We start from the raw sequence: 21817 nt of genomic DNA, 5'->3' as shown, positions 1-21817 counted from the left end.
GCTAGTCATAGGAGGTGTAACGAATGCCTAAAGTGAAAAAAGTTCTGGAATCCCATAGCAACAAACTGCACGTGAAAAAAGATGATACGGTTATCGTCATCAGCGGTAAAGACAAAGGCAAAAAAGGCCGTGTCATCGCAGCGTACCCTCGTGAAAATCGTGTTTTGGTTGAAGGTGTGAACATGATCAAGAAGCACCAGAAGCCAAACCAAATGAACCCACAAGGCGGTATCATCGAGAAGGAAGCTCCGATCCATGTATCGAACGTTATGCACGTTGATCCGAAGAGCGGAAAAGTAACTCGTATCGGTTACAAAGTACTGGACAACGGTAAAAAAGTTCGCGTAGCTAAAAGATCCGGAGAAGTTATCGATAAATAAGACGGTTTAGAAAGGAGGTCCTTGAATCATGGCAGCAAGAATGAAAGAGCGTTTTTTGAACGAAGTAACTCCTGCTCTGATGCAGAAGTTTAGCTATAAGACAGTAATGCAAGTACCAAAAATCGAGAAGGTTGTCATCAACATGGGTGTGGGTGACGCTGTAGCCAACTCGAAAGTGCTTGATTCCGCTGTGAACGACATGCAGCTGATTGCTGGTCAAAAACCGGTTATCACCCGTGCAAAGAAATCCATCGCGGGATTCAAACTGCGTGAGAACATGCCAATCGGTGTGAAGGTAACGCTGCGCGGTGAGCGTATGTACTACTTCCTCGACAAGCTGTTCAACGTTACACTCCCACGTGTACGTGACTTCCAAGGCGTGTCCACCAAAGCATTTGACGGACGCGGTAACTATACGCTCGGTCTGAAAGAGCAGCTCATTTTCCCTGAAATTGAGTATGACAAAGTGGATAAGGTTCGCGGTATGGACATCGTTATCGTAACGACTGCCAAAACCGACGAAGAATCCCGTGAACTGCTTGCTCAACTGGGCATGCCTTTCGCGAAATAAGACGGTTGTCCTTTTCTCCGAAACTATTTAGGAGGTGTCAGGCTAAGTGGCAAAAACTTCGATGAAAGTTAAACAACAACGTACACCGAAATTTAAAGTACGGGCATATACCCGTTGTGAACGTTGTGGTCGCCCACATTCGGTACTGCAGAAGTTTAAAATTTGCAGAATTTGTTTCCGTGAATTAGCTTATAAAGGCCAGATTCCTGGCGTGAAAAAAGCAAGCTGGTAAGAAGTTTATAAACGGGAAGGAGGTTTATCCTACATGACTATGTCCGATCCAATTGCAGATATGCTAACTCGTATTCGTAACGCGAACACGGTTCGCCACGAAACAGTAGAAATGCCTGCTTCGACGATGAAAAAACAAATCGCTGACATCTTGAAGCGTGAAGGCTTCATCCGTGATGCAGAGTTTGTGGAAGACAATAAACAAGGGATCATTCGTGTATTCCTGAAATATGGTTCCAACAACGAGCGCGTAATCACAGGTCTGAAAAGAATCAGCAAACCAGGTCTTCGCGTTTACACGAAGAGCAACGAAGTACCTCGCGTACTTGGTGGTTTGGGTATTGCGATCATCTCCACGTCTAAGGGAGTTATGACCGACAAAGAAGCTCGTCAATCCAAAGCTGGCGGAGAAGTTCTCTGCTACGTATGGTAATCAACGTCACAAGATAGGAGGTGTAATGAATGTCCCGTATTGGTCGTAAACCAATTGCTATTCCTAACGGTGTGGAAGTCACACTGGATAACACTGTAATCACTGTAAAAGGACCTAAAGGTACCTTGACTCGTGAATTGCATAAAGACATGCAAATTACAGTAGAAAACAACGAGATCAATGTTGTTCGTCCTTCCGACAACAAAACACATCGCTCTCTTCACGGCACGACCCGCAGCGTTGTCTCGAATATGGTCAACGGTGTAACTGAAGGATTCTCGAAAAACCTTGAGTTGGTGGGTGTCGGGTACCGTGCAAGCAAAACCGGAGATAAAATCGTTCTGAACGTGGGTTACTCCCACCCAGTTGAAATTACACCGGAAGCTGGCATCGAATTCGATGTACCGTCAAACACAAAAATCACCGTTCGCGGTATCGATAAAGAGCGCGTTGGTGCATACGCTGCTAAGATCCGTTCCGTACGTGAGCCTGAGCCTTATAAAGGTAAAGGGATTAAATACGAAGGTGAACGCATTATCCGTAAGGAAGGTAAAGCTGGTAAGAAGAAGTAAGGTTAGCTGACTGGGGGTTCACCTGGTGGATAACTTGCCTCTTCTCCCATACTTACCCGATGCGTCTAAAAGTGAAGCTCTTAAGGCAAAACTGAAGGGAGGAAATGGAAGCATGATCACGAAACAAGACAAGAACAAAGCTCGTCTGAAAAGACACCTGCGTGTCCGCAAGAAAATCCAAGGCACTGCAGAACGTCCACGTTTGAACGTGTTCCGTTCTTCGAAACACATTTATGCTCAATTGATCGATGACGTGGCTGGCGTGACTTTGGCATCAGCTTCTACGCTGGACAAAGAACTGGTTAACGACATCAAGAACGGCGGAAGCGTTGAATCCGCTCGTAAAGTCGGCGAACTCGTTGCAAAACGCGCAGCAGACAAAGGTTATAAATCGATCGTATTCGATCGTGGTGGATATTTGTACCATGGACGTATTCAAGCACTTGCAGAGGCAGCTCGCGAAGCAGGCCTTGAATTCTAAGATATTTTCAAAAGGAGGTAAACGACTTGCGTGTAGATCCTAACACTTTAGAACTGACTGAAAGAGTAGTAAACATTAACCGCGTTGCTAAAGTTGTAAAAGGCGGACGTCGCTTTAGCTTTAGCGCACTGGTAGTTGTCGGTGATGGCAAAGGTTGGGTAGGAGCAGGTATCGGTAAAGCAGGCGAAGTACCGGATGCAATCCGCAAAGGTATTGAAGATGCTAAGAAAAACCTGATTCACATTCCACTTGTTGGAACCACTATTCCTCACCTCGTAACAGGACACTTCGGAGCAGGCCGCGTATTGTTGAAGCCGGCATCTGAAGGTACTGGGGTTATCGCTGGCGGACCGGTTCGTGCAGTACTCGAGCTGGCTGGCGTAGGCGACATTTTGACAAAATCTCTAGGTTCTTCGAACTCCATGAACATGGTCAATGCGACTTTGGAAGGCTTGTCCCGCCTGAAGCGTGTTGAAGATGTTGCCAAGCTTCGCGGCAAATCCGTCGAAGAGCTGTTGGGTTAAGGAGGGAATCTCATGGCTAAACTTGAAATCACCCTCGTACGCAGCGTGATTGGTCGTCCAGAGGATCAGCGTGCAACCGTGAAAACACTCGGACTTCGCAAAATCAACCATTCCGTGGTTCAAAGCGACAATGCTGCAATTCGCGGAATGATCAAGAAAGTAAATCACCTGGTTTCTGTTAAAGAAATCGAAGGTTAATCCCGGGCAGTTTATCCCCGGACATATTAAGGAGGTGCAACGAACGATGAAGTTACATGAGCTGAGCCCAGCACCTGGATCCCGCAAAGAGCGCAAGCGCGTTGGACGCGGTACTAGTAGCGGTACGGGTAAAACGTCGGGTCGCGGTCACAAAGGACAAAACTCTCGTTCCGGCGGTGGTGTACGTCCAGGCTTCGAAGGTGGACAGAACCCATTGTATCGTCGTCTTCCGAAGCGCGGTTTCGTAAACCCAACTCGGAAAGAGTACGCGATTGTGAACATCGAAGAACTTAACAGCTTTGCAGCAGGTACTGAAGTGACTCCAGAAGTTTTGGTTGAGAGCGGTATTGTTAACAATACAAAGAGCGGAATCAAAATTCTTGGCAACGGTGAAGTTACCGTTTCTTTGACTGTAAAAGCTAATAAGTTTTCTCAATCTGCGGTAGAGAAGATCGAGGCTGCCGGCGGTAAAACCGAGGTGATCTAATGTTTAAGACCCTGAAAAATATATGGCGTGTCGAGGACCTTCGCAAGCGTATTTTGTTCACCTTATTCGTTCTGATCATCTTCCGTATCGGATCCTTTGTACCGGTTCCCGGTGTTAACAAGGATGTCTTTACCCAGACGAATCAGGCAGGCAATGAGTTGTTCGGTCTTCTTAACACGTTCTCGGGGGGCGCGTTATCGCAGTTTTCGATCTTCGCCCTTTCGATATTTCCATATATTACTTCGTCCATTATCGTGCAGTTGCTGTCGATGGACGTCATTCCAAAGTTCGCGGAATGGAACAAACAAGGGGAACACGGGAAGAAGCAGTTGGCTCAAATTACTCGTTATGGTACGGTAATACTGGGTCTGATTCAGGCGTTCGGTATGTCCATCGGGTTTAACCGCCTGTATGGCGCCGAAATGGTTCCTGGAGCAACCTTTATCGACTTCGTCGTGATCGCGATCGTTCTTACTGCAGGTACATCATTCTTGATGTGGCTCGGCGAACAGATCACGGAACGCGGAATCGGTAACGGTATTTCGATCATTATCTTTGCAGGTATCGCTGCTGGTATTCCAATGCACATTCGGACAACGATTGAATCGAACTTCATTCAGGATGGTCAGGTCTTCATGAATATTCTGAAGGGTGTCATCATCCTCCTGATTTTGGTTCTGATCATTACCGGTGTTGTATTCATTCAGCAAGGTATCCGTAAAATTCCGGTTCAATACGCGAAGCGTGTTGTAGGAAACAAAATGTACGGCGGACAGAACACACACATTCCGCTCAAGATTAACGGAGCAGGCGTTATTCCGGTAATCTTTGCGATGTCATTGCTGCAGTTCCCGGTTATCCTGGCCAGCTTCTGGGCACACCAGAATTGGGCGAAATGGATTACGGCGAACCTGGCTTATGACAGCCCGCTTGGAATGGTACTGTATGTACTCATGATCATTGGTTTCACGTTCTTCTACACCTTCGTGCAGATGAATCCGAACCAAATGGCTGATAATATGAAGAAGAACGGCGGCTATGTGCCGGGCATTCGTCCTGGTAAAGCTACCGAGAAGTATCTGACACGGGTTATGACCCGTCTGACCATGACAGGAGCTCTGTTCCTGGCCGTGATCTCCGTACTTCCGGTGTTCTTCGGATCACTTGCAGGTCTTCCTCGTACGGTTCAGATTGGTGGTACGTCCCTCTTGATCGTCGTCGGTGTTGCACTGGATACGATGAAGCAGATCGAAAGCCAACTGATCAAACGTCATTACAAAGGTTTTATCAATAAATAGGCGATAGGTTCCGGCGAGTGGTCTGTATCGCTTCCCGGCGCCTATTGTGTTGTTCTTGCTAGTCAATCAAGAGGAGGGAGTGACGTAAGGTGAACATCTTATTCATGGGTCCTCCTGGGGCAGGAAAAGGAACGCAAGCAGAAAACATCGTGAATGAATTCGGTATTCCTCATATTTCTACAGGCGATGCATTTCGTCTCGCGATTAAACAAGGAACTCCCATCGGGATCAAAGCGAAGGAATTCATGGATCAGGGTCTGCTGGTACCCGATGACGTAACGATTGGTATTGTGGAAGAGCGTCTGCAGCAGTCCGATTGCGAAAAAGGTTTTTTATTGGACGGCTTTCCAAGAACCCTTTCGCAAGCGGAAGCGCTGGATGACATCCTCGCCCGCTTGAATACGGGTCTCGATCACGTCATCAACCTGAAAGTGGATCGGGAAAAGCTTCTGGCCCGCCTAACCGGCCGCCGGATTTGCAAAAACTGCGGTTCGACTTATCATGTGATCTTTAATCCTCCTAAACAGGAAGGCATTTGTGATAAATGCGGCGGCGAATTGTACCAGCGCTCCGATGATAACGAAGAGAGCGTCGGCATTCGTTTAGACGAATATATCAACAAAACAGCACCACTCCTCACGTTTTATGAGAACAAAGGTCTTTTGCGTCAAATCGATGGTGATCAGGAAATCGACGCGGTTTCATCACAAATTGCGTCTATACTGAGAGGTTAAGTATAATGATCATTTGTAAATCCGAAACGGAACTGAGCTTGATGAGAGAAGCAGGAAGGATCGTGGCGGAATGCCACAAGCTCCTTGCCGCTCATGTTGAACCGGGCATTACGACCGGGGAACTGGACCTTATGGCCGACAAGTTCATTCGAAGCCAAGGCGCTGTGCCATCTTTTAAAGGCTACAACGGATTTCCTTCCAGCATTTGCGCATCAGTCAACGAAGAATTGGTGCATGGATTTCCAGGCAAACGCAAATTGATCGAGGGCGATATCGTTACGTTTGATATCGGCGCGCAATACCAGGGTTACCATGGTGACTCGGCATGGACCTACGCTGTAGGAGAAATTTCCGAAGAGGCCCAGCGTTTGCTGGACGTTACGGAAGGATCGCTCTATGCTGGACTTGCGCTAGTCAAACCCGATGTCCGCTTGTTTACAATCTCTCATGCCATTCAGCGTCATATCGAGGATGCAGGTTTCTCTGTCGTCCGGGAGTACGTTGGTCATGGCGTGGGTACCGATCTGCATGAGGATCCGCAAATTCCGAACTATGGCATCCCTGACCGCGGACCAAGACTCAAACCGGGCATGGTGCTCGCGATCGAGCCGATGGTCAATGCCGGGAAACGGAATGTCAAGACGCTGGAAGACAACTGGACGGTTGTAACGGTTGACGGCTCACTATGTGCTCACTTCGAGCATACGGTAGCAGTCACGCCGGATGGCATGGAAATTTTGACGAAGCTGCCGGAATAGGGTGATGACATTGAATCATGAAATCACGCTTCAACCCGGTCAGATTGTTAAGATACTGAAGGGCAGAGATGCCGGACAGTATGCCGTTATCGTTTCGATTGAGGACAGCAGGTTCGTGTGGATCGCGGATGGGGACAAACGCAAGTTTGACGGGGCCAAGAAGAAGAATGTTCTTCATCTTGAACCTCAATCCTACATTAGCAGTGAAGTGGTAAACAGTTTGCAAGAAAGCGGTCGGGTTACAAACGGTAAACTGCGTTTCGCACTTGGCCAATTTGTATCCGATAAATCCAAGGCAGATCAGAAAGGAGACTAACTGTGGCTAAAGAAGATGTCATTGAAGTCGAAGGAACGGTCATCGAGCCGTTGCCGAATGCTACCTTTAAAGTCGAGCTGGAGAATGGTCACCAGATTCTCGCTCATGTTTCCGGAAAGCTGCGGATGCACTTTATCCGTATCCTTACAGGAGACAAAGTGGTTGTTCAACTCTCGCCGTACGATTTAACCAAGGGTCGTATCACGTACCGTAAATAGATTCAAGGTTCCCCCGGGGAATCAAGGAAAGCTGCGAAGCGGTTTTACTGACGTAAAACTCAGCAGCGGTAACAAACTACTTTAGTTTCGAAGCTGGTTTTACAACGTAAAACTTGGAGGAGGTAATTAGCATGAAGGTAAGACCTTCTGTAAAGCCTATTTGCGAAAAATGCAAAGTCATTCGCCGCAAAGGGAACGTAATGGTTATCTGTGAAAATCCGAAACACAAACAAAAACAAGGTTAAAGAAGGGGGTGTAGCGTAAAATGGCTCGTATAGCTGGTGTGGATTTGCCACGTGACAAACGCGTTGAGATCGCCTTGACTTACATTTTCGGAATCGGTAAAACGACTTCCCAGAAAGTATTGAAAGAAACTGGAATCAATGCAGACACTCGTGTCCGTGATTTGACAGAAGATGAAGTCAGCAAATTGCGCGAAACGATCGATGGTATGGTTAAGGTAGAAGGTGACCTGCGTCGTGAAATTTCCTTAAATATTAAACGTCTCACGGAGATCGGCTGCTACCGCGGTATTCGTCACCGTCGTGGATTGCCTGTTCGTGGTCAACGTACTAAAACGAATGCTCGTACACGTAAAGGTCCTCGTCGTACCGTAGCGAACAAGAAGAAATAAGAAAGGGGGATAATAGACAATGGCTAAACCAAAAAAAGTCGTACGTACTAAACGTCGTGACCGCAAAAATATTGAAAGTGGCGTGGCTCATATCCGCTCCACGTTCAACAATACAATCGTAACGATTACGGATCCTCACGGAAACGCGATTTCTTGGGCAAGCTCCGGCGGCCTTGGATTTAAAGGTTCCCGTAAGTCGACCCCGTTCGCTGCGCAAATGGCTGCTGAAACAGCTGCCAAAGCGGCTATGGAACACGGTATGAAAGCGGTGGAAGTCATGGTTAAAGGTCCTGGTGCTGGTCGTGAAGCAGCAATTCGTTCCCTGCAAGCAGCAGGTCTCGAAGTTAACCTGATCAAAGACGTAACACCAATTCCACATAACGGATGCCGCCCACCAAAACGTCGTCGCGTATAATGAAGTCATCCTGTTAATGTGGTATAAATCCGTTGCAATCTGCTAATAATGGTTGTTTAGGCATACTACTACATGGATTACTGGATAAGATGACAGTTTCATATAGGAGCGACGTTTGAAGGAGGGGTACTTGCGTGATTGAAATCGAAAAGCCGAAAATTGAGACCGTTGATGTCAATGAAGAAGGAACCTATGGGAAATTCGTTGTTGAGCCTCTAGAGAGAGGATATGGCACGACGCTGGGGAACTCGCTTCGCCGCATCTTGTTATCCTCACTCCCGGGTGCAGCCGTCACATCGATTCAAATCGATGGCGTGCTTCATGAATTCTCCACGATTCCGGGTGTCATGGAAGACGTGACCGAGGTCATCCTGAACCTGAAAGCTTTGTCTCTGAAAATTCATTCCGATGAAGAGAAAGTGTTCGAGATTGATGCGGAGGGTGAAGGGGTTGTTACTGCTGGTGACATCCGTGCGGATAGTGATGTGGAGATTCTGAATCCGGATCTTCATATTGCGACGCTGGGCCCTGGTGCAAGACTTCATATGCGTATTTTTGCCAGTCGCGGTCGTGGCTATGTCCAGGCGGATCGGAACAAACGCGATGACCAGCCTATCGGCGTCATTCCCGTCGATTCGATCTACACTCCGATTAGCCGTGTTAACTACGGCGTGGAAAATACGCGTGTTGGCCAAGTAACCAACTACGACAAACTGACGCTCGAAATTTGGACGGATGGCAGCATCCGCCCAGAAGAAGCCGTTAGTCTCGGCGCGAAAATCTTGACTGAGCATCTGTTCCTCTTCGTGGGTCTGACCGACGAAGCGAAGGATGCGGAGATCATGGTCGAGAAAGAAGAAGACAAGAAAGAAAAAGTGCTTGAAATGACGATCGAAGAGCTGGATCTTTCCGTTCGTTCCTACAACTGCTTGAAACGTGCCGGCATTAATACGGTACAAGAGCTGACTACGAAAACCGAAGAGGATATGATGAAAGTCCGGAACCTCGGACGCAAATCCTTGGAGGAAGTTCAAGAGAAGCTCGAAGAGTTGGGCCTGGGACTTCGTACGGAAGAATAGCAGATTCGGCTTAGCTTAGCAAAGGAGGGAAAAACACATGGCATACCAAAAGTTGGGCCGCGATTCCAGTGCGCGTAAAGCGTTGTTCCGTGACCTGGTAACCGACCTTTTCTTATATGAGCGTATTCAAACGACTGAAGCCAAAGCGAAAGAAGTTCGTTCGATCGCTGAGAGACTGATCACAAAAGCAAAAAAAGGTGATCTGCACGCTCGTCGTCAAGTAGCTGCATTCGTGCGTCGTGAAACGGTTGACGGTGAACAAGATGCAATCCAAAAATTGTTCTCCGAAATCGCTCCTCGCTACGTAGAGCGTCCAGGCGGATACACGCGTATCCTGAAACTGGGTCCTCGTCGTGGTGACGCAGCTCCAATGGTTTATTTGGAACTGGTAGATCGCGCGTAATTTCGTTTTGTTCCATTGAAGTGACTGAAGTTATGTATGCCCGGCTCTTCAGATGTTTATTCTAGGAGCCATGAACGGGAAGTGGTGCGAGATATAGTCGATCATTTGGTTCGACTCGTCTCGACTACTCCATGGGCTACGATAACGGGGACCTTCTAGTCATGTGGCTGACTCGAAGGGTTCGGCTTCACATGATGAAAAGGAGCTCCTATGGGGCTCTTTTTTTGATAGATATAGAGCCTATGAGTTATCAGCGATGTTAATGAGATTCTATATCGCAAGTTTCGTTGCGGAGTCATTCGATGAAAGCACGCAGGAGGCAAGCAATGCGTAATCTTCTGATGAAGGTCAGTTACGACGGTACCGATTATAACGGCTTTCAGACCCAGCCCGGTGGCCACACGATTCAGGACTATTTGGAGGAAGCCATTCGCCGCTTGTCCGGAGAGCAGCTCAAGATTACGGCTTCAGGCCGGACAGATGCCGGGGTGCATGCCCGCGCCCAGGTATTTAATTTTTACACGGCTTCCCCCATTCCCGTGGAGCGTTGGTGCATGGCATTAAACACTTGGCTGCCGGAAGATATCGTGGTTTCGGATGCAATGGAGGTACCGATGGAATTCCATTCCCGCCATGCAGCGAAACGCAAAACCTATCGTTTTACCATCAATGCGAATCAATATCCGGATTTATTCAACCGGCGGTACCAGATCCATCATCATGGAAAACTGGATATCGCAGCGATGGAGCAGGGACTTTCTCATCTGATCGGAACGCACGACTTTACAACGTTTGCGTCACGAAAGTCGACGAAGCCGTCCCATGTCCGTACGATTTTTGATGCTTGGATCGAGAAGGATACATCCATGTGCCGCCCAGGCACCAGAGATCAAGGAATCATTCATACGTACGTATCCGGGAACGGGTTTCTCCAGCACATGGTCCGGATCATTATGGGAACGTTGATTGAGGTAGGGGAAGGCAAGCGCCATCCGGATGATATGAAGGTCATATTGGAAGCCCAAAATCGGGCAGCAGCCGGTCCCACAGCGATGGGCAAGGGTTTGATGTTATGGGAAGTGGATTACGATATCGCCAGCCAAGAGAAGCCGCAATGACTGATGCGATACGTATCACGCAGACGGCTGTTCCCCAAAGAACCGGAAAGCGTTCGGGATGCGTTTGGCGGCTTGTTTGAATCAAACCGCATGGTGTAAGGTAGAAAAGCAAAAAACACTTGCGGAAGTGGGTGTAATCCTGTATTATATAAGTTGTGTTTTCTTAACGGCTCTCCCACAGCCCCGGTTAAGAGAATGCCAATAGCAAGACAGCAACACCATGAAAATGCTTTACACATGAACGAAGATAAATGATGAAAATTAATGATGATTTTCGGACGAATACAAGGAGGAACTATACATGCGTACCACCTATATGGCGAAGCCAAATGAAGTTGAGCGCAAATGGTACATCGTTGATGCCGAAGGCAAAACGCTTGGCCGTTTGGCAAGTGAAGTTGCGGCTCTGATCCGCGGCAAACATAAGCCTCAATTCACTCCACATGTTGACACAGGGGATTTCGTGGTTGTTATCAACGCCGAGAAAATCCACCTCACTGGCAAAAAGATGGAGAACAAGAAATATTATCGTCACTCCCTGCATCCAGGTGGATTGAAAGTAACTTCAGCTCAAGACCTGATTGCTAAATTCCCAGAGCGTGTAATCGAAAGCGCGGTTCACGGCATGCTTCCTAAAACTCGCATGGGCGAGAAAATGAAGCTGAGACTGAAAGCATACGCAGGCACGGCACATCCACATGAAGCACAAAAACCAGAAGTTTACGAACTTCGCGGTTAATTAAAAAGGAGGACAGTTTCATGGCACAAGTACAATACTATGGGACAGGTCGTCGTAAACACTCGGTAGCACGTGTACGCCTCGTACCGGGTGAAGGACGCATTGTCATCAATAAACGTGATATCAATGAATATTTCGGTTTGGAAACACTCAAACTGATCGTTAAACAACCTTTGAATCTGACAGAAACACTGGGCAAATATGACGTGCTTGTCATCGCTCACGGTGGCGGCATCTCCGGTCAAGCTGGAGCAATCCGTCACGGTATCTCCCGTGCTCTTCTGAAAGCAGATCCTGAATTCCGTCCTTCTCTGAAAAGAGCTGGATTCCTGACTCGCGACCCTCGTATGAAAGAACGTAAGAAATACGGTCTTAAAGCAGCTCGTCGCGCGCCTCAGTTCTCCAAACGTTAATATTCGATTTACCAAGCCCTTGGCCATTACGGTCAAGGGCTTTTTTGTGGTGTTTATAAAGCCTAATTCTCGAAGCATAGGACTCCCGGTTATCACAACACAGCGTCCTCTGCACGAAGCCGTCTACTGAGAAGGAAGTGGACAAGACATTTGTTGTCAGGTTGTCCACAAAGATATGCACACATGGTGAGCACATTTGGGAAAGGTTCACCAAACTTGGGGCATGTTGTTCACATCATGTGCACAGCTTGAGGATAGAAAGAATGAAACTGGCCTCCGAGCATGATCATCTGACATCGTCAACCACTTGACTTCATATGTAAATAGAGATATATTATTAATTGCAAATTAATTAAGCACTTAAATAATTAATATTTAATCATTAATTAGATAAGTAATTTCTTGGAGCAGTAAGGGGGGATATGGTTGGATCGCAATGAAGAGATTTTTAAGGTGTCGTCGATGTTCCGGGCGCTGCTGAAGAACATTTCTCAAGAATGGAACAAGTCGAGCGCCGGGAAATACAATTTAAGTTTCCCTCAATTTCAGGTGCTGTATGTATTAAAGATGAGAGGACCTCTAAAGGTCTCGGAGCTTGCTGAAGTTCTGTCTTTGACGCCGCCGGCTATAACCGGACTGACGGATAAATTGGTTGCAGAAGGGTATCTGCAGAAAGAACGCGCCGAGGATGACCGCAGAGTTGTCAACATCACGCTCTTGGAACCGGGGCTTGAGATCATTAAGAAAGTGAAGAAGGATCAAAAAGAAATGATCCAGGGATTTTTTGACTTCCTCTCTGAGGAAGACATTCAGCATTTAAGAAGAATCTTCTCCTTGATGCTGTCAAACATAGATAAAACCAATCACAACGGGTAGAGGTGGAGCATGGAGCATTTAACGCTTAAACGTAAAGTTTCGATTATGATCGCGATCATGGCTGCGATGTTCTTCGCAGCCATTAACCAGACGATAACAAGCACCGCGATGCCGCGGATTATCGCCATTCTTGATGGCATGGATTATTACACATGGACCATCAACATTTATTTGTTAACATCAACGATCGCAACCATACTGGTTGGCAAGCTGTCCGATATGTTCGGACGTAAGCCGTTTATTTTGATAGGTATATTATTTTTCATGTTAGGAGCTTTCCTGACGGGTACTTCGACAGACGTGTATCAGTTTATTATTTATCGGGGTATTCAAGGTATAGGTGCCGGCATTATCCAATCGACGGCATTTATGTCGGTCGGGGACTTATTCCCGCCGCGGGAACGTGGTAAATGGATGGGCCTGATGACGGCCGTATTCGGTTTTTCCAGTGTCCTGGGCCCTACGCTTGGCGGTTACCTGGTCGATAACATTGAATGGCGCTGGTTATTCTGGATCTTCCTGCCGCTGGGCGTTGTCGCCTTTATCATGATCATGACATTGTTCCCTAAGGTCGAACGGAAAACCGGTCAATCCATCGATTATCTGGGTTCCTTATTCCTGACAACGGCGATTGTTCCGCTGTTGCTTGCGTTCTCTTGGGCAGGCACGGAATATCCTTGGGGATCGCCTGAAATTATCGGTCTCATAGCGGCTTCGGTCGTATCGGCCATCATCTTTATATTTGTTGAGACAAAAGCCAAGGAACCGGTTTTGCCGCTGAGTTTATTTAAGAACAGCGTCGTTACGGTTTCCAATCTGATTGGATTCATTATGAACTTCGGTTTGATGGGCGCGATGATTTACATCTCGTTCTACGTGCAGGGCGTACTTGGCATTTCGCCTACCTATGCCGGGTATGTAACGATTCCGATGTCGGTCTTCATGATGGGAATGAGCGCCGTCGTGGGCCAACTGATCGCGAAGAGCGGCAAGTACAAACGCTACGCGCTGCTTGGCGTACCGATCATGATTGTTGGCATGGGTATCATGGTATTCATGGATAACCTGTGGCTGACCGTGGTCAGTACCATCATTTTCGGTGTCGGTCTTGGTTTGGGCATGCCGGTATTCTCGCTCGCCACGCAAAATGCGGTATCGCACAAAGAGCTTGGCGTAGCGACGGCTTCTTCCCAATTATTCCGTAATCTTGGCGGTACGATCGGTATCGCGGTTATGGGTACGGTTATGTCGAATAACCTGACGAAGAATTTGAAGGATGCACTTCAGTCGGAGAGCGCGCCTGACTTCAGCGCCTTGGATCCGCAGATGGCCCAGCAGATGCTATCGTTCGCGAATCCGCAGACACTGATGAATAAGCCGTTGATCGAACAGACGCAAGCAAGCCTTCCTGCAGACGTGCAACCATTATTCCTGCAGATGATAGACAGCATTCGCGATGCGCTCGGAAATACGCTATCCATGGTATTCCTTACCGGGATGCTGGTGCTTGTGGTCGCATTGCTGCTCGTATTCTTCTTGAAGGAAATTCCGCTGCGGACAACGAATCAGGCATCGGCTCCCAAGTCCGAGGATTCGGAAGGAAAAAGTTCCGGTGCAGGCATGAGAGCCAAAGAGGTATCCGTAGCATCGGAGTAAGGTCCAGGACTTGTCATAATGTTTGGAAATAGAATAGAGAGAAGTCCCTTCCTGCTTGCGCAGGAAGGGTTTTTTCGTTTTTTATGGTAGCGATTTGATGGTTGACATTTATTAGGAATGTTTTATACTGTATTTAATTCATATTATTTCAGTAGGATTATCGGGATTAATGAATAATGGGGGAGGCATCCAATCATGAATTTGCTGGAGAAAGAAGATCTGATCAGAGTGCAAGCTGAAGAGCTTGAGCATGCATCGGCTGAGGAAGTCATCGAATTTGCAATCAAGACGTTTCCTAATATAACGTTTGCTTGCAGCTTTGGAGCAGAAGATGTGGTATTGGTCGATATGATTCAGAAGATCAGCCCGTCGACGGATATTTTTTATCTGGATACCGACTTTCATTTCAAGGAGACATACGAAACGCGGGATCGTATGGCAGAACGTTATGGCCTGGAATTTGTGCGCGTATCTCCGCTCATCACGCCGGAAGAGCAAGCGGCTCAGCATGGCGAAGCATTATGGAGCGTCAGCCCGAACGAGTGTTGCAACATCCGCAAGGTAGAGCCGTTGACCCGGATTCTGTCTCAATACGAGGCTTGGATTACAGGCATACGAAGAGATCAAGCCCCTACCCGGGCGAATACGAAGAAGATTGAATACGACGCCAAGTTTGGTTTGGTGAAGTTCAATCCGATCGCGGGCTGGACGAGTGAGGATGTGTGGAATTATATCCGCACGAACGATATCATCTACAACCCGCTGCATGATCAGAACTATCCGAGCATTGGCTGCGAATATTGCACGCGGCAGGTCATGCCGGGAGAAGATCCACGTGCAGGACGCTGGTCCGGGCATGAGAAGACGGAGTGCGGGCTTCATAAATAAACAGATAAGAACCACTTGCCTTATTACAGTTGCAGCATAAGAAGGAGGAATTATTCATGACAGCCATACTCCCTCATGGCGGTACGCTGGTGCAGCGGGTAGCCCAAGGAGAAGAACGTGAAGCTTTGTTGAAGCAGGTGGACACCTTTCATAAGATCCCCGTTAACGCCTGGAGCATTTCGGACTTGGATCTGATCGGGGTCGGAGCATTTTCGCCATTGCAGGGATTTCTGAACGAGCAGGACTATAAGTCCGTCGTTTCCAATATGCGTTTATCTGACGGAACGGTGTGGAGCATACCGGTTACCCTGGCCGTAGATAAAGACACGGTGGCGAAGCTCGTTGTCGGCGAGAAGGCGGCGCTTGTAGGCGAAGAAGACGGCGTCGTTTATGGCGTCATCGATGTTGAGAGCGTCTATAAGGTCGATCAGCAAGCCGAGGCCGTACAAGTATTCAAGACCGATGATCCGGAGCATCCAGGCGTGAAAAAGCTTTTGGAACGACCTGCGACGTATGTCGGAGGACCGATTCAAGTATTGAATCGTCCGCAGCCGGAACGGTTTGGCGAGTTTTATTTTGATCCGGCTGAAACACGCGCGCATTTTAAAGCCAAGGGCTGGAATACGGTTGTCGGCTTTCAGACCCGAAATCCGGTCCACCGTGCACATGAGTACATTCAGAAAAGCGCAATGGAAATCGTAGATGCGCTATTCCTCAATCCGCTCGTGGGAGAGACCAAATCGGATGACGTTCCTGCCAACGTGCGGATGAAGAGTTACCTGACCTTGCTGGAGAACTATTACCCCGCGGATCGTACCTTCCTGGGCGTATTTCCGGCTGCCATGCGTTATGCAGGCCCAAGGGAAGCCATATTCCATGCCATGGTTCGTAAAAATTATGGATGCACTCATTTTATCGTGGGCCGGGATCACGCCGGAGTCGGCGACTACTACGGCACTTATGAGGCACAGGAAATTTTCAAGAATTTCACTGCGGAAGAGTTAGGCATTACCCCGCTGTTCTTCGAGCACAGCTTCTTCTGCACAACATGCGGAAACATGGCCTCGAGCAAAACATGCCCGCACCCTAAGGAGGACCATCTGACCTTGTCGGGAACGAAGGTTCGCGGCTTGCTTCGTGAGGGGAAGTGCCCGCCGCCGGAATTTACGCGCCCGGAAGTTGCGCAAGTATTGATCGAAGGCATGAAAGAGCAGATCACGGTATAACGAAGGCATAAATAACCACCTTGTCCCATATGATGGAGTAGAACAACTCATGGGACGAGGTGGTTTTGTTATGTCCAGGCGGAGAACGGACAAGGTTACGGTATGGATATCGTTGAAGAGAATCAAGCAAACCCTGATTGGTGCCGTACTACTGGCACTGCTCATTATCGTAGTGACGTACGAAATCCCCTCTGCCAAAACGTCCAATACCTGGAGCCTGCCGCTTGCCGGCAAAGTCATTGCCCTTGATGCAGGCCATGGCGGGCCAGACGGGGGAGCAGTAAGCCGCCAAGGCGTCATAGAGAAGGATGTAAACCTGGCCATCACCTTGTATCTACGTGATTACTTGCAGCAGGCAGGCGCGCTTGTCATTATGACAAGAGAAGGAGATTACGACCTGGCGGCGGAAAGCACCAAGGGCTATTCCAAGCGGAAAACGGAAGACCTCAAACAACGCGTGCGGATGATTGAGGACAGCAAGGCCGACCTGTTTATCAGCATGCATCTGAACAGCATTCCGTCCAATCGGTGGAGAGGCGCGCAGACCTTTTTCCCGCCGAATAACGAGGACAGCAAGAAACTTGCCGAATTGATCCAGGCTGAAATTAGGCATAACCTGGAGAATACGCAGCGTCTGGCCAAAACGGACGATAAGATATATTTGCTCCAAGCCCTGCGCATGCCATCCGCCCTGGTCGAGGTTGGTTTCTTGTCCCACCCGCAGGAATCCGAATTGCTTCGGGACGAGAAATACCAGAGGAAGGTCGCAGCTTCCGTGTATAACGGCATTTTGCGGTATACCTCCGGAGAGTCCATCAGCGAGTCGTCACAAGCTGCAGAGTAATGGTATAATAGACACGAATGTCGAAACATTGTCTATTCCATTACATAGAGCAGAGGTGCTTATATGCTGACTAGAGAAACGGTACAGGAGATACTCCAGCCTTTACGTGATCCCGAAACCGGGAAGAGCCTGATGGAGCTCCAGCGTATTCGAGATATTGTAGTCAAGGAACGCACGGTTCGATTATCCGTGACGTACAGCAGCGAAGATGTACGCGCTTCCCTGGAAGCGCAGATCAGAGAAATTCTGGAGGCGATGGGGGCAGAGGATATTCATATCCGCATGCGTCCTCTGGACAATGCCTCAAACCAAGCAAACCGAGAGGAAGCCAACGATCGCGATAAGCTGACAAAAGGGCATGCTGCCGGCATGGAGCAGAATACGCTTCTAAGCGAACAATCCGGCATTCATTTCATTGCGATCGCAAGCGGCAAAGGCGGCGTCGGCAAATCCACCGTTACGGTGAATTTAGCCGCAGCTTTGGCTCGACAAGGGAAGAGGGTCGGTCTGATCGACGCGGATATTTACGGATTCAGCGTGCCGGACATGATGGGCATTGAGGAAGGGCCCTCCGTAACCGAAGACGGCGTCATTCACCCGGTTGAGCGCTTTGGCGTCAAGGTCATGTCGATGGGCTTCTTCATCCGTGAGAACAGTCCGGTGATTTGGCGCGGACCGATGCTTGGCAAAATGCTGCGTCAATTTTTCACCGATGTCGCTTGGGGGGATTTGGAGTACATGCTGCTTGATCTGCCGCCAGGAACCGGTGACGTGGCGCTGGACGTGCATCAGATGATTCCCCAGAGCAAAGAGATCATCGTAACCACCCCGCATGCTACAGCGGCGTTTGTTGCCGCCAGAGCGGGTGCGATGGCCTTGCAGACCGATCATGAAATTCTGGGCGTCGTCGAGAACATGTCCTATTATGTCTGCTCCCATGGCGGAGAGAAGGATTATGTGTTTGGTCGTGGAGGCGGAGGCAAGCTTGCCGAGACGCTTCATACGGAGCTTCTCGCGCAGCTTCCGTTGGGGGCCCCGGATAATCACCCTTCGGAGCCGGATTTCTCGCCATCGGTTTATAAACCGGGGACAGAGAGCGCAGCGATTTACGAGGAGATCGCCTCACGAATCGCGGCTAAACTTGAAGGACCCGTTTAAGACCAGCTCATGACGAAACAAGCTCCCTCTGCAGGGAGCTTGTTCTATTTTTCGGAATGGATGCTTTAACCGCCGCCGCCATCGCCGCCGCCTTCTTCACCGCCGCCACTTTCACTGCTACCGCCACCGCCGCCTTGCTCTTCTTGGCCTTTTTCCTCGCCTTGTTTTTTCTTTTCCACTTTAGGCTGAAGTTCATCTTTCACAACCGTTTTGAGCAGTTCCAGAACCTCCATGCGGAACAGTGGATTTTGCATAGCTTCCTGCATCACGGTCATGGACTGTTTGCGATAGTCCGGCGTATTGGTCAATTCAAGAAACGATTTCATCACATCCGGTGATTTTAACATATCCTGAATAGCCTTTTGATACGTTGGGTCCTTGATCAGCTGCATATGCAGCCGCTTGCTTTCGGAATTAATGGCTTTGGCAAAATCGCCGGCGAATTGCGGATCGGTCATGATCTTCTCAATTTCCTTCTTATATTCATCCGACACCAGCGTATCCTTAACAGCCATCCGAATTTGATCGCCAGATTGGGCGGACATCATTCGCATTCCCATTGAGCCTCCGCTGCCTGAGGAACCGCCGGCTCCGCCCCCCATCGCTTCTTCCACCGCTTTTTTGCCTTCGTCGGTTTTCAGAATGTCGACCACCATAGACTTGATTTCTTTATAGCCAAGCTGCGGGGACGAGCTTTGTTCTACGCCACAAGCGGTAAGCACCATGGCTGCAACGAAGACGATAATGCATAAACGAAATAACGGCCACTTCATTACCGTTGTCCTCCTTTTTTCGCAAGAAAAATCCTTCTGCATGCGGTCTGTCTTTTCGTGAAAGTAAGTTGATTGTCATTTTTCTTACGGGTCTTCGCATAGTATGCGATGGATTTGCAGAAATATGTCGGATTCAGAATGGTTTTTTATTGTGAACGTTGGTAAAATAATGATCTGTGGGGGTGGAAGTTAGTTGAGCTTACGTAAGTGGTCCAAATTGTTTTTGAAAACGCTGCTCGTCGGGGCAGTGGCGGCATTGATCGTAGGTCTGATCCTGCAGTTGTTTAATGGCGCTATCGAGTTCACGGGAATGGCCGATTTATTGATATACCCGCTGATTTTGTTAGGCTCTGGGGCGCTGGTGAGCGTATACTCCCAGATGGGCTTTTTTGCATACCTGACGTTAAATTATATGGGGATTGGCATATTCCGAAGAAAGACTTGGCAATACATTCAGATTGTGTTGGCTGTACTGGCATTGCTGGAGCTGATGTTCTTCCGTACGTTTGTCGGCGGATCCACCAGCCTGCAGCAGGATTTGATTTTGGGTATCTCCATACTGGTCATTGCCATTGTCGTTGCTTACCTCAAAGTTAAGAGCACAAATGCCAACGCATGGATCCCGACGCTGTTCTTCATGATGGCCATTTCCATCGTTGAGATTATCGGCGTGCTGCAAATCGGAGTGAGCAATGCCACGATTTTTATGGTTGTACCGCTGCTGATCTGTAATGCATACCAGATTCTGACGCTTCATAAAGTTACACAAGACGAAAAAAAAGGCTAAGGCCTTAGCTTCTTTTTTTGTTAAGCATTATTTAATGTTAAGGTTCTTCATGATTCATAGACCGCCTGCGTCTTCGATGCTCTTCTGCAATGAAGCGTGATCGCGGACCTCGGTGCCTTGGGTGCTGCCCTGTTGAAGCAGATCGGTGACCGTGACGAACTCGTAGCCTTGATTGCGAAGTTCCTTGATGATGAGAGGCAGCGCTTCATGGGTTTGCTTCACCGAATCGCTGGCGTGCATCAGCACGATATCTCCCGGATGGGCTTTGGAGACGACGCGATCAACGATTTTCTCCACGCCGATGTTCTTCCAATCCCTGGAGTCGGTATCCCACTGGATCACCGTGTAGTTCAGGCTTTGGGCGATGCTGAGGACTCTTTTGTCAAAATCCCCGTTCGGCATCCGTATCAATTTGGGTTCTTGTCCGGTCATTGCGGTTAAAATAGTGTGTGCCGAAGAAATTTGCTTGCGTATTTCCTCGTCGGTGAGCGTGCTGTAATTGTCGTGCTTGAAGCCGTGGCTCCCGATTTCATATCCGCTTTCCTTGATGGCATTCACGATATCGGGATGCGTTTTGCTCCATGGCGCAGACAGGAAGAAGGTTGCCTTTTGAACTCCATTGTCCTTTAAGGCCTGTAAAATGGGCTCTGCGCGTTTTTCGCCCCAGCTGATGTCAAAGGTCAACGCAATCTGTTTCTTGTCCGTAGACACGCTGTAAATCGCTGACGGGTTGTCCTCGGAGAAGACCGAGATGTTGTCACTCTCCACATAAATAACGCCGATTGCAAAGATCGCCGCGGCAAGAACGAAGAAAAACCGCTTAATCTTTCTGCCGTTGAATACATAAAAAGAATTCATAATACGTGCGCCCCTCTCCCTTCAGTGTGCAATAGCTTGTTTACTTTCAACATATGCTCGTACTTGCGAGTTATACCAATTTAGGAGGTTCTCGAATGTTACGTTTTAGCATTTTTCTTAGAGATTTAAGATCCATCCGGAAGGCATTGCTCTTGGCAGCCGTTTTATTCATAGCCGGAATCGCAGCGGGAGCAAGCTCAGAGGGATTTGAGCAATTCCTTCTGGGTCAGCTTCAGGGGCTGGGGGAGATTAGCCAGCAGCTAGGTTCCTCCGATCATCCGGAATGGAACTTTTTTGTGTTCATCTTTCTGAACAACAGCATTAAAAGCGTGCTGGTTATGTTTTCGGGCTTGCTGCTGGGAGTGATTCCATTTTTCTTCCTGGTCGTTAACGGCATGGTGATTGGTTTCCTGGTGAAAGTCGTGGGGGAGAGCGGAGAGAGTCTGTTCGATCTGATCGTGAAGGGGCTGCTGCCTCATGGCATCATTGAGATACCGGTCATTGTGATTGCCTGCGGGTACGGCCTGGCTTTTGGCGGGCTGGTATTGAGAAGCGTTGTGGCAACAGGGGAGCGCAGAAGCGGGATAGGCGCGGAGTGGCGCGGCTTTTGGCGGAAGCTGGGTACTGCTTCCTTATGGGTTGTCGTGCTGCTGCTCGTGGCCGCTATGATCGAAAGTACAATTACGTTGTGGCTGATGTCATAATTTTCCCGGAAATTGTGCATACCTAATAAAGCAGCTTGGCAGAGC

Annotated in this window: 32 protein-coding genes; 30 read left to right on the top strand and 2 right to left on the bottom strand. The window is 48.6% G+C overall.

The window, feature by feature from the left end; all coding sequences use genetic code 11:
* The first annotated feature begins 23 nt into the window (after positions 1-23).
* From rplX to HMPREF9412_RS00125, 28 genes are all read left to right on the top strand, one after another.
* The gene (gene rplX / locus HMPREF9412_RS00255; protein WP_006212910.1) at positions 24-380 is read left to right on the top strand and encodes a 50S ribosomal protein L24; all 357 of its coding nucleotides are present in this window, start codon (positions 24-26) and stop codon (positions 378-380) included.
* A gap of 28 nt (positions 381-408) precedes the next feature.
* On the top strand, positions 409-951 hold the full coding sequence (gene rplE, locus HMPREF9412_RS00250) for a 50S ribosomal protein L5 (RefSeq protein ID WP_007132558.1): 543 nt from the start codon (positions 409-411) through the stop codon (positions 949-951).
* A 46-nt stretch (positions 952-997) separates the two neighbouring features.
* Positions 998-1183, top strand: coding sequence for a type Z 30S ribosomal protein S14 (locus tag HMPREF9412_RS31895; protein WP_013312154.1), 186 nt, complete (start codon positions 998-1000; stop codon positions 1181-1183).
* 33 nt (positions 1184-1216) lie between these two features.
* Positions 1217-1615 carry a 30S ribosomal protein S8 gene (gene rpsH / locus HMPREF9412_RS00245; protein WP_009589201.1) on the top strand — a complete coding sequence of 133 codons (399 nt, stop codon included), beginning with the start codon at positions 1217-1219 and terminating at the stop codon, positions 1613-1615.
* A gap of 29 nt (positions 1616-1644) precedes the next feature.
* On the top strand, positions 1645-2187 hold the full coding sequence (rplF, locus tag HMPREF9412_RS00240; protein ID WP_009589224.1) for a 50S ribosomal protein L6: 543 nt from the start codon (positions 1645-1647) through the stop codon (positions 2185-2187).
* 112 nt (positions 2188-2299) lie between these two features.
* The gene (gene rplR / locus HMPREF9412_RS00235; RefSeq protein ID WP_009589217.1) at positions 2300-2668 is read left to right on the top strand and encodes a 50S ribosomal protein L18; all 369 of its coding nucleotides are present in this window, start codon (positions 2300-2302) and stop codon (positions 2666-2668) included.
* Between the two features lie 26 nt (positions 2669-2694).
* Positions 2695-3192: a 30S ribosomal protein S5 gene (rpsE, locus tag HMPREF9412_RS00230; protein ID WP_009589212.1), complete on the top strand. Its 498-nt coding sequence runs from the start codon at positions 2695-2697 to the stop codon at positions 3190-3192.
* A 12-nt stretch (positions 3193-3204) separates the two neighbouring features.
* Positions 3205-3390, top strand: a complete 186-nt coding sequence (gene rpmD / locus HMPREF9412_RS00225; protein ID WP_006212904.1) for a 50S ribosomal protein L30 — start codon at positions 3205-3207, stop codon at positions 3388-3390.
* A gap of 46 nt (positions 3391-3436) precedes the next feature.
* Positions 3437-3877 (top strand): 50S ribosomal protein L15, encoded by a 441-nt coding sequence (gene rplO / locus HMPREF9412_RS00220; RefSeq protein ID WP_006212903.1) that lies wholly within the window; start codon positions 3437-3439, stop codon positions 3875-3877.
* Positions 3877-5175 carry a preprotein translocase subunit SecY gene (secY, locus tag HMPREF9412_RS00215; protein WP_009589213.1) on the top strand — a complete coding sequence of 433 codons (1299 nt, stop codon included), beginning with the start codon at positions 3877-3879 and terminating at the stop codon, positions 5173-5175. Before rplO ends, secY begins: the two co-directional genes overlap by 1 nt.
* 89 nt (positions 5176-5264) lie before the next feature.
* Positions 5265-5909, top strand: a complete 645-nt coding sequence (locus HMPREF9412_RS00210) for an adenylate kinase (RefSeq protein ID WP_009589204.1) — start codon at positions 5265-5267, stop codon at positions 5907-5909.
* Positions 5910-5914: 5 nt separating this feature from the next.
* Positions 5915-6667 carry a type I methionyl aminopeptidase gene (gene map, locus HMPREF9412_RS00205; protein WP_009589222.1) on the top strand — a complete coding sequence of 251 codons (753 nt, stop codon included), beginning with the start codon at positions 5915-5917 and terminating at the stop codon, positions 6665-6667.
* Between the two features lie 4 nt (positions 6668-6671).
* A complete protein-coding gene (locus tag HMPREF9412_RS00200) occupies positions 6672-6983 on the top strand; it encodes a KOW domain-containing RNA-binding protein (protein WP_015737620.1) in 312 nt (103 codons plus the stop codon).
* Between the two features lie 2 nt (positions 6984-6985).
* Positions 6986-7201, top strand: coding sequence for a translation initiation factor IF-1 (gene infA / locus HMPREF9412_RS00195; protein WP_006212898.1), 216 nt, complete (start codon positions 6986-6988; stop codon positions 7199-7201).
* A 131-nt stretch (positions 7202-7332) separates the two neighbouring features.
* Positions 7333-7446 (top strand): 50S ribosomal protein L36, encoded by a 114-nt coding sequence (gene rpmJ / locus HMPREF9412_RS00190; RefSeq protein WP_003333770.1) that lies wholly within the window; start codon positions 7333-7335, stop codon positions 7444-7446.
* Between the two features lie 20 nt (positions 7447-7466).
* Positions 7467-7835 (top strand): 30S ribosomal protein S13, encoded by a 369-nt coding sequence (gene rpsM, locus HMPREF9412_RS00185; RefSeq protein ID WP_006212897.1) that lies wholly within the window; start codon positions 7467-7469, stop codon positions 7833-7835.
* A gap of 19 nt (positions 7836-7854) precedes the next feature.
* Entirely contained in the window at positions 7855-8250 is a 396-nt protein-coding gene (rpsK, locus tag HMPREF9412_RS00180; protein ID WP_009589209.1) for a 30S ribosomal protein S11, read from the top strand.
* A gap of 134 nt (positions 8251-8384) precedes the next feature.
* Positions 8385-9329 carry a DNA-directed RNA polymerase subunit alpha gene (locus HMPREF9412_RS00175; RefSeq protein WP_006212895.1) on the top strand — a complete coding sequence of 315 codons (945 nt, stop codon included), beginning with the start codon at positions 8385-8387 and terminating at the stop codon, positions 9327-9329.
* 37 nt (positions 9330-9366) lie between these two features.
* Positions 9367-9732 carry a 50S ribosomal protein L17 gene (gene rplQ, locus HMPREF9412_RS00170; protein ID WP_009589203.1) on the top strand — a complete coding sequence of 122 codons (366 nt, stop codon included), beginning with the start codon at positions 9367-9369 and terminating at the stop codon, positions 9730-9732.
* Positions 9733-10058: 326 nt separating this feature from the next.
* Entirely contained in the window at positions 10059-10850 is a 792-nt protein-coding gene (gene truA, locus HMPREF9412_RS00165; RefSeq protein WP_009589202.1) for a tRNA pseudouridine(38-40) synthase TruA, read from the top strand.
* Positions 10851-11151: 301 nt separating this feature from the next.
* Positions 11152-11589 (top strand): 50S ribosomal protein L13, encoded by a 438-nt coding sequence (gene rplM, locus HMPREF9412_RS00160; protein ID WP_009589234.1) that lies wholly within the window; start codon positions 11152-11154, stop codon positions 11587-11589.
* 20 nt (positions 11590-11609) lie between these two features.
* Entirely contained in the window at positions 11610-12002 is a 393-nt protein-coding gene (rpsI, locus tag HMPREF9412_RS00155) for a 30S ribosomal protein S9 (protein WP_006212891.1), read from the top strand.
* A gap of 426 nt (positions 12003-12428) precedes the next feature.
* Positions 12429-12878 (top strand): MarR family winged helix-turn-helix transcriptional regulator, encoded by a 450-nt coding sequence (locus HMPREF9412_RS00150; RefSeq protein ID WP_009589233.1) that lies wholly within the window; start codon positions 12429-12431, stop codon positions 12876-12878.
* Positions 12879-12887: 9 nt separating this feature from the next.
* A complete protein-coding gene (locus HMPREF9412_RS00145; RefSeq protein ID WP_009589219.1) occupies positions 12888-14534 on the top strand; it encodes a DHA2 family efflux MFS transporter permease subunit in 1647 nt (548 codons plus the stop codon).
* A 195-nt stretch (positions 14535-14729) separates the two neighbouring features.
* A complete protein-coding gene (locus HMPREF9412_RS00140; RefSeq protein WP_009589215.1) occupies positions 14730-15422 on the top strand; it encodes a phosphoadenylyl-sulfate reductase in 693 nt (230 codons plus the stop codon).
* A 56-nt stretch (positions 15423-15478) separates the two neighbouring features.
* Positions 15479-16648, top strand: a complete 1170-nt coding sequence (sat, locus tag HMPREF9412_RS00135) for a sulfate adenylyltransferase (RefSeq protein WP_009589207.1) — start codon at positions 15479-15481, stop codon at positions 16646-16648.
* Positions 16649-16718: 70 nt separating this feature from the next.
* Positions 16719-17492, top strand: a complete 774-nt coding sequence (gene cwlD / locus HMPREF9412_RS00130) for an N-acetylmuramoyl-L-alanine amidase CwlD (protein ID WP_009589216.1) — start codon at positions 16719-16721, stop codon at positions 17490-17492.
* A gap of 63 nt (positions 17493-17555) precedes the next feature.
* Positions 17556-18650, top strand: coding sequence for an Mrp/NBP35 family ATP-binding protein (locus tag HMPREF9412_RS00125; protein ID WP_009589206.1), 1095 nt, complete (start codon positions 17556-17558; stop codon positions 18648-18650).
* A 65-nt stretch (positions 18651-18715) separates the two neighbouring features.
* On the opposite strand, the gene gerD is transcribed toward HMPREF9412_RS00125, so the two are convergent.
* On the bottom strand, positions 18716-19423 hold the full coding sequence (gerD, locus tag HMPREF9412_RS00120; RefSeq protein WP_009589205.1) for a spore germination lipoprotein GerD: 708 nt from the start codon (positions 19421-19423) through the stop codon (positions 18716-18718).
* Positions 19424-19616: 193 nt separating this feature from the next.
* Here gerD and HMPREF9412_RS00115 point away from each other — a divergent pair, with 193 nt between their 5' ends.
* Positions 19617-20210 (top strand): KinB-signaling pathway activation protein, encoded by a 594-nt coding sequence (locus tag HMPREF9412_RS00115; protein WP_036670864.1) that lies wholly within the window; start codon positions 19617-19619, stop codon positions 20208-20210.
* A gap of 54 nt (positions 20211-20264) precedes the next feature.
* Here the strand turns inward: HMPREF9412_RS00115 and pdaB are convergent, their stop codons facing one another.
* Positions 20265-21068: a polysaccharide deacetylase family sporulation protein PdaB gene (gene pdaB / locus HMPREF9412_RS00110; RefSeq protein ID WP_009589226.1), complete on the bottom strand. Its 804-nt coding sequence runs from the start codon at positions 21066-21068 to the stop codon at positions 20265-20267.
* Positions 21069-21163: 95 nt separating this feature from the next.
* On the opposite strand from pdaB, the gene HMPREF9412_RS00105 reads away from it, so the two are divergent.
* Positions 21164-21772 (top strand): stage II sporulation protein M, encoded by a 609-nt coding sequence (locus HMPREF9412_RS00105; RefSeq protein WP_009589220.1) that lies wholly within the window; start codon positions 21164-21166, stop codon positions 21770-21772.
* The last annotated feature ends 45 nt before the right edge of the window (positions 21773-21817 follow it).

The organism is Paenibacillus sp. HGF5, from assembly GCF_000204455.1.
Taxonomy (GTDB): Bacteria; Bacillota; Bacilli; order Paenibacillales; family Paenibacillaceae; genus Paenibacillus_AQ; species Paenibacillus_AQ lautus_A.
This window is presented reverse-complemented; position numbering and strand designations above follow the sequence as displayed.

Coding starts and splice junctions, on each gene's coding strand:
- HMPREF9412_RS00105 (WP_009589220.1), top strand. CDS start 21,164: ATGTTACGTTTTAGCATTTTTCTTAGAGATTTAAGATCCATCCGGAAG.
- rpmJ (WP_003333770.1), top strand. CDS start 7,333: ATGAAGGTAAGACCTTCTGTAAAGCCTATTTGCGAAAAATGCAAAGTC.
- rplX (WP_006212910.1), top strand. CDS start 24: ATGCCTAAAGTGAAAAAAGTTCTGGAATCCCATAGCAACAAACTGCAC.
- rplO (WP_006212903.1), top strand. CDS start 3,437: ATGAAGTTACATGAGCTGAGCCCAGCACCTGGATCCCGCAAAGAGCGC.
- rpsI (WP_006212891.1), top strand. CDS start 11,610: ATGGCACAAGTACAATACTATGGGACAGGTCGTCGTAAACACTCGGTA.
- map (WP_009589222.1), top strand. CDS start 5,915: ATGATCATTTGTAAATCCGAAACGGAACTGAGCTTGATGAGAGAAGCA.
- secY (WP_009589213.1), top strand. CDS start 3,877: ATGTTTAAGACCCTGAAAAATATATGGCGTGTCGAGGACCTTCGCAAG.
- rpmD (WP_006212904.1), top strand. CDS start 3,205: ATGGCTAAACTTGAAATCACCCTCGTACGCAGCGTGATTGGTCGTCCA.
- rplR (WP_009589217.1), top strand. CDS start 2,300: ATGATCACGAAACAAGACAAGAACAAAGCTCGTCTGAAAAGACACCTG.
- truA (WP_009589202.1), top strand. CDS start 10,059: ATGCGTAATCTTCTGATGAAGGTCAGTTACGACGGTACCGATTATAAC.
- gerD (WP_009589205.1), bottom strand. CDS start 19,423: ATGAAGTGGCCGTTATTTCGTTTATGCATTATCGTCTTCGTTGCAGCC.
- HMPREF9412_RS00200 (WP_015737620.1), top strand. CDS start 6,672: ATGACATTGAATCATGAAATCACGCTTCAACCCGGTCAGATTGTTAAG.
- pdaB (WP_009589226.1), bottom strand. CDS start 21,068: ATGAATTCTTTTTATGTATTCAACGGCAGAAAGATTAAGCGGTTTTTC.
- HMPREF9412_RS00145 (WP_009589219.1), top strand. CDS start 12,888: ATGGAGCATTTAACGCTTAAACGTAAAGTTTCGATTATGATCGCGATC.
- rpsK (WP_009589209.1), top strand. CDS start 7,855: ATGGCTAAACCAAAAAAAGTCGTACGTACTAAACGTCGTGACCGCAAA.
- sat (WP_009589207.1), top strand. CDS start 15,479: ATGACAGCCATACTCCCTCATGGCGGTACGCTGGTGCAGCGGGTAGCC.
- rplE (WP_007132558.1), top strand. CDS start 409: ATGGCAGCAAGAATGAAAGAGCGTTTTTTGAACGAAGTAACTCCTGCT.
- HMPREF9412_RS00140 (WP_009589215.1), top strand. CDS start 14,730: ATGAATTTGCTGGAGAAAGAAGATCTGATCAGAGTGCAAGCTGAAGAG.
- rpsH (WP_009589201.1), top strand. CDS start 1,217: ATGACTATGTCCGATCCAATTGCAGATATGCTAACTCGTATTCGTAAC.
- rplQ (WP_009589203.1), top strand. CDS start 9,367: ATGGCATACCAAAAGTTGGGCCGCGATTCCAGTGCGCGTAAAGCGTTG.
- cwlD (WP_009589216.1), top strand. CDS start 16,719: ATGTCCAGGCGGAGAACGGACAAGGTTACGGTATGGATATCGTTGAAG.
- HMPREF9412_RS00125 (WP_009589206.1), top strand. CDS start 17,556: ATGCTGACTAGAGAAACGGTACAGGAGATACTCCAGCCTTTACGTGAT.
- rpsM (WP_006212897.1), top strand. CDS start 7,467: ATGGCTCGTATAGCTGGTGTGGATTTGCCACGTGACAAACGCGTTGAG.
- rplM (WP_009589234.1), top strand. CDS start 11,152: ATGCGTACCACCTATATGGCGAAGCCAAATGAAGTTGAGCGCAAATGG.
- rplF (WP_009589224.1), top strand. CDS start 1,645: ATGTCCCGTATTGGTCGTAAACCAATTGCTATTCCTAACGGTGTGGAA.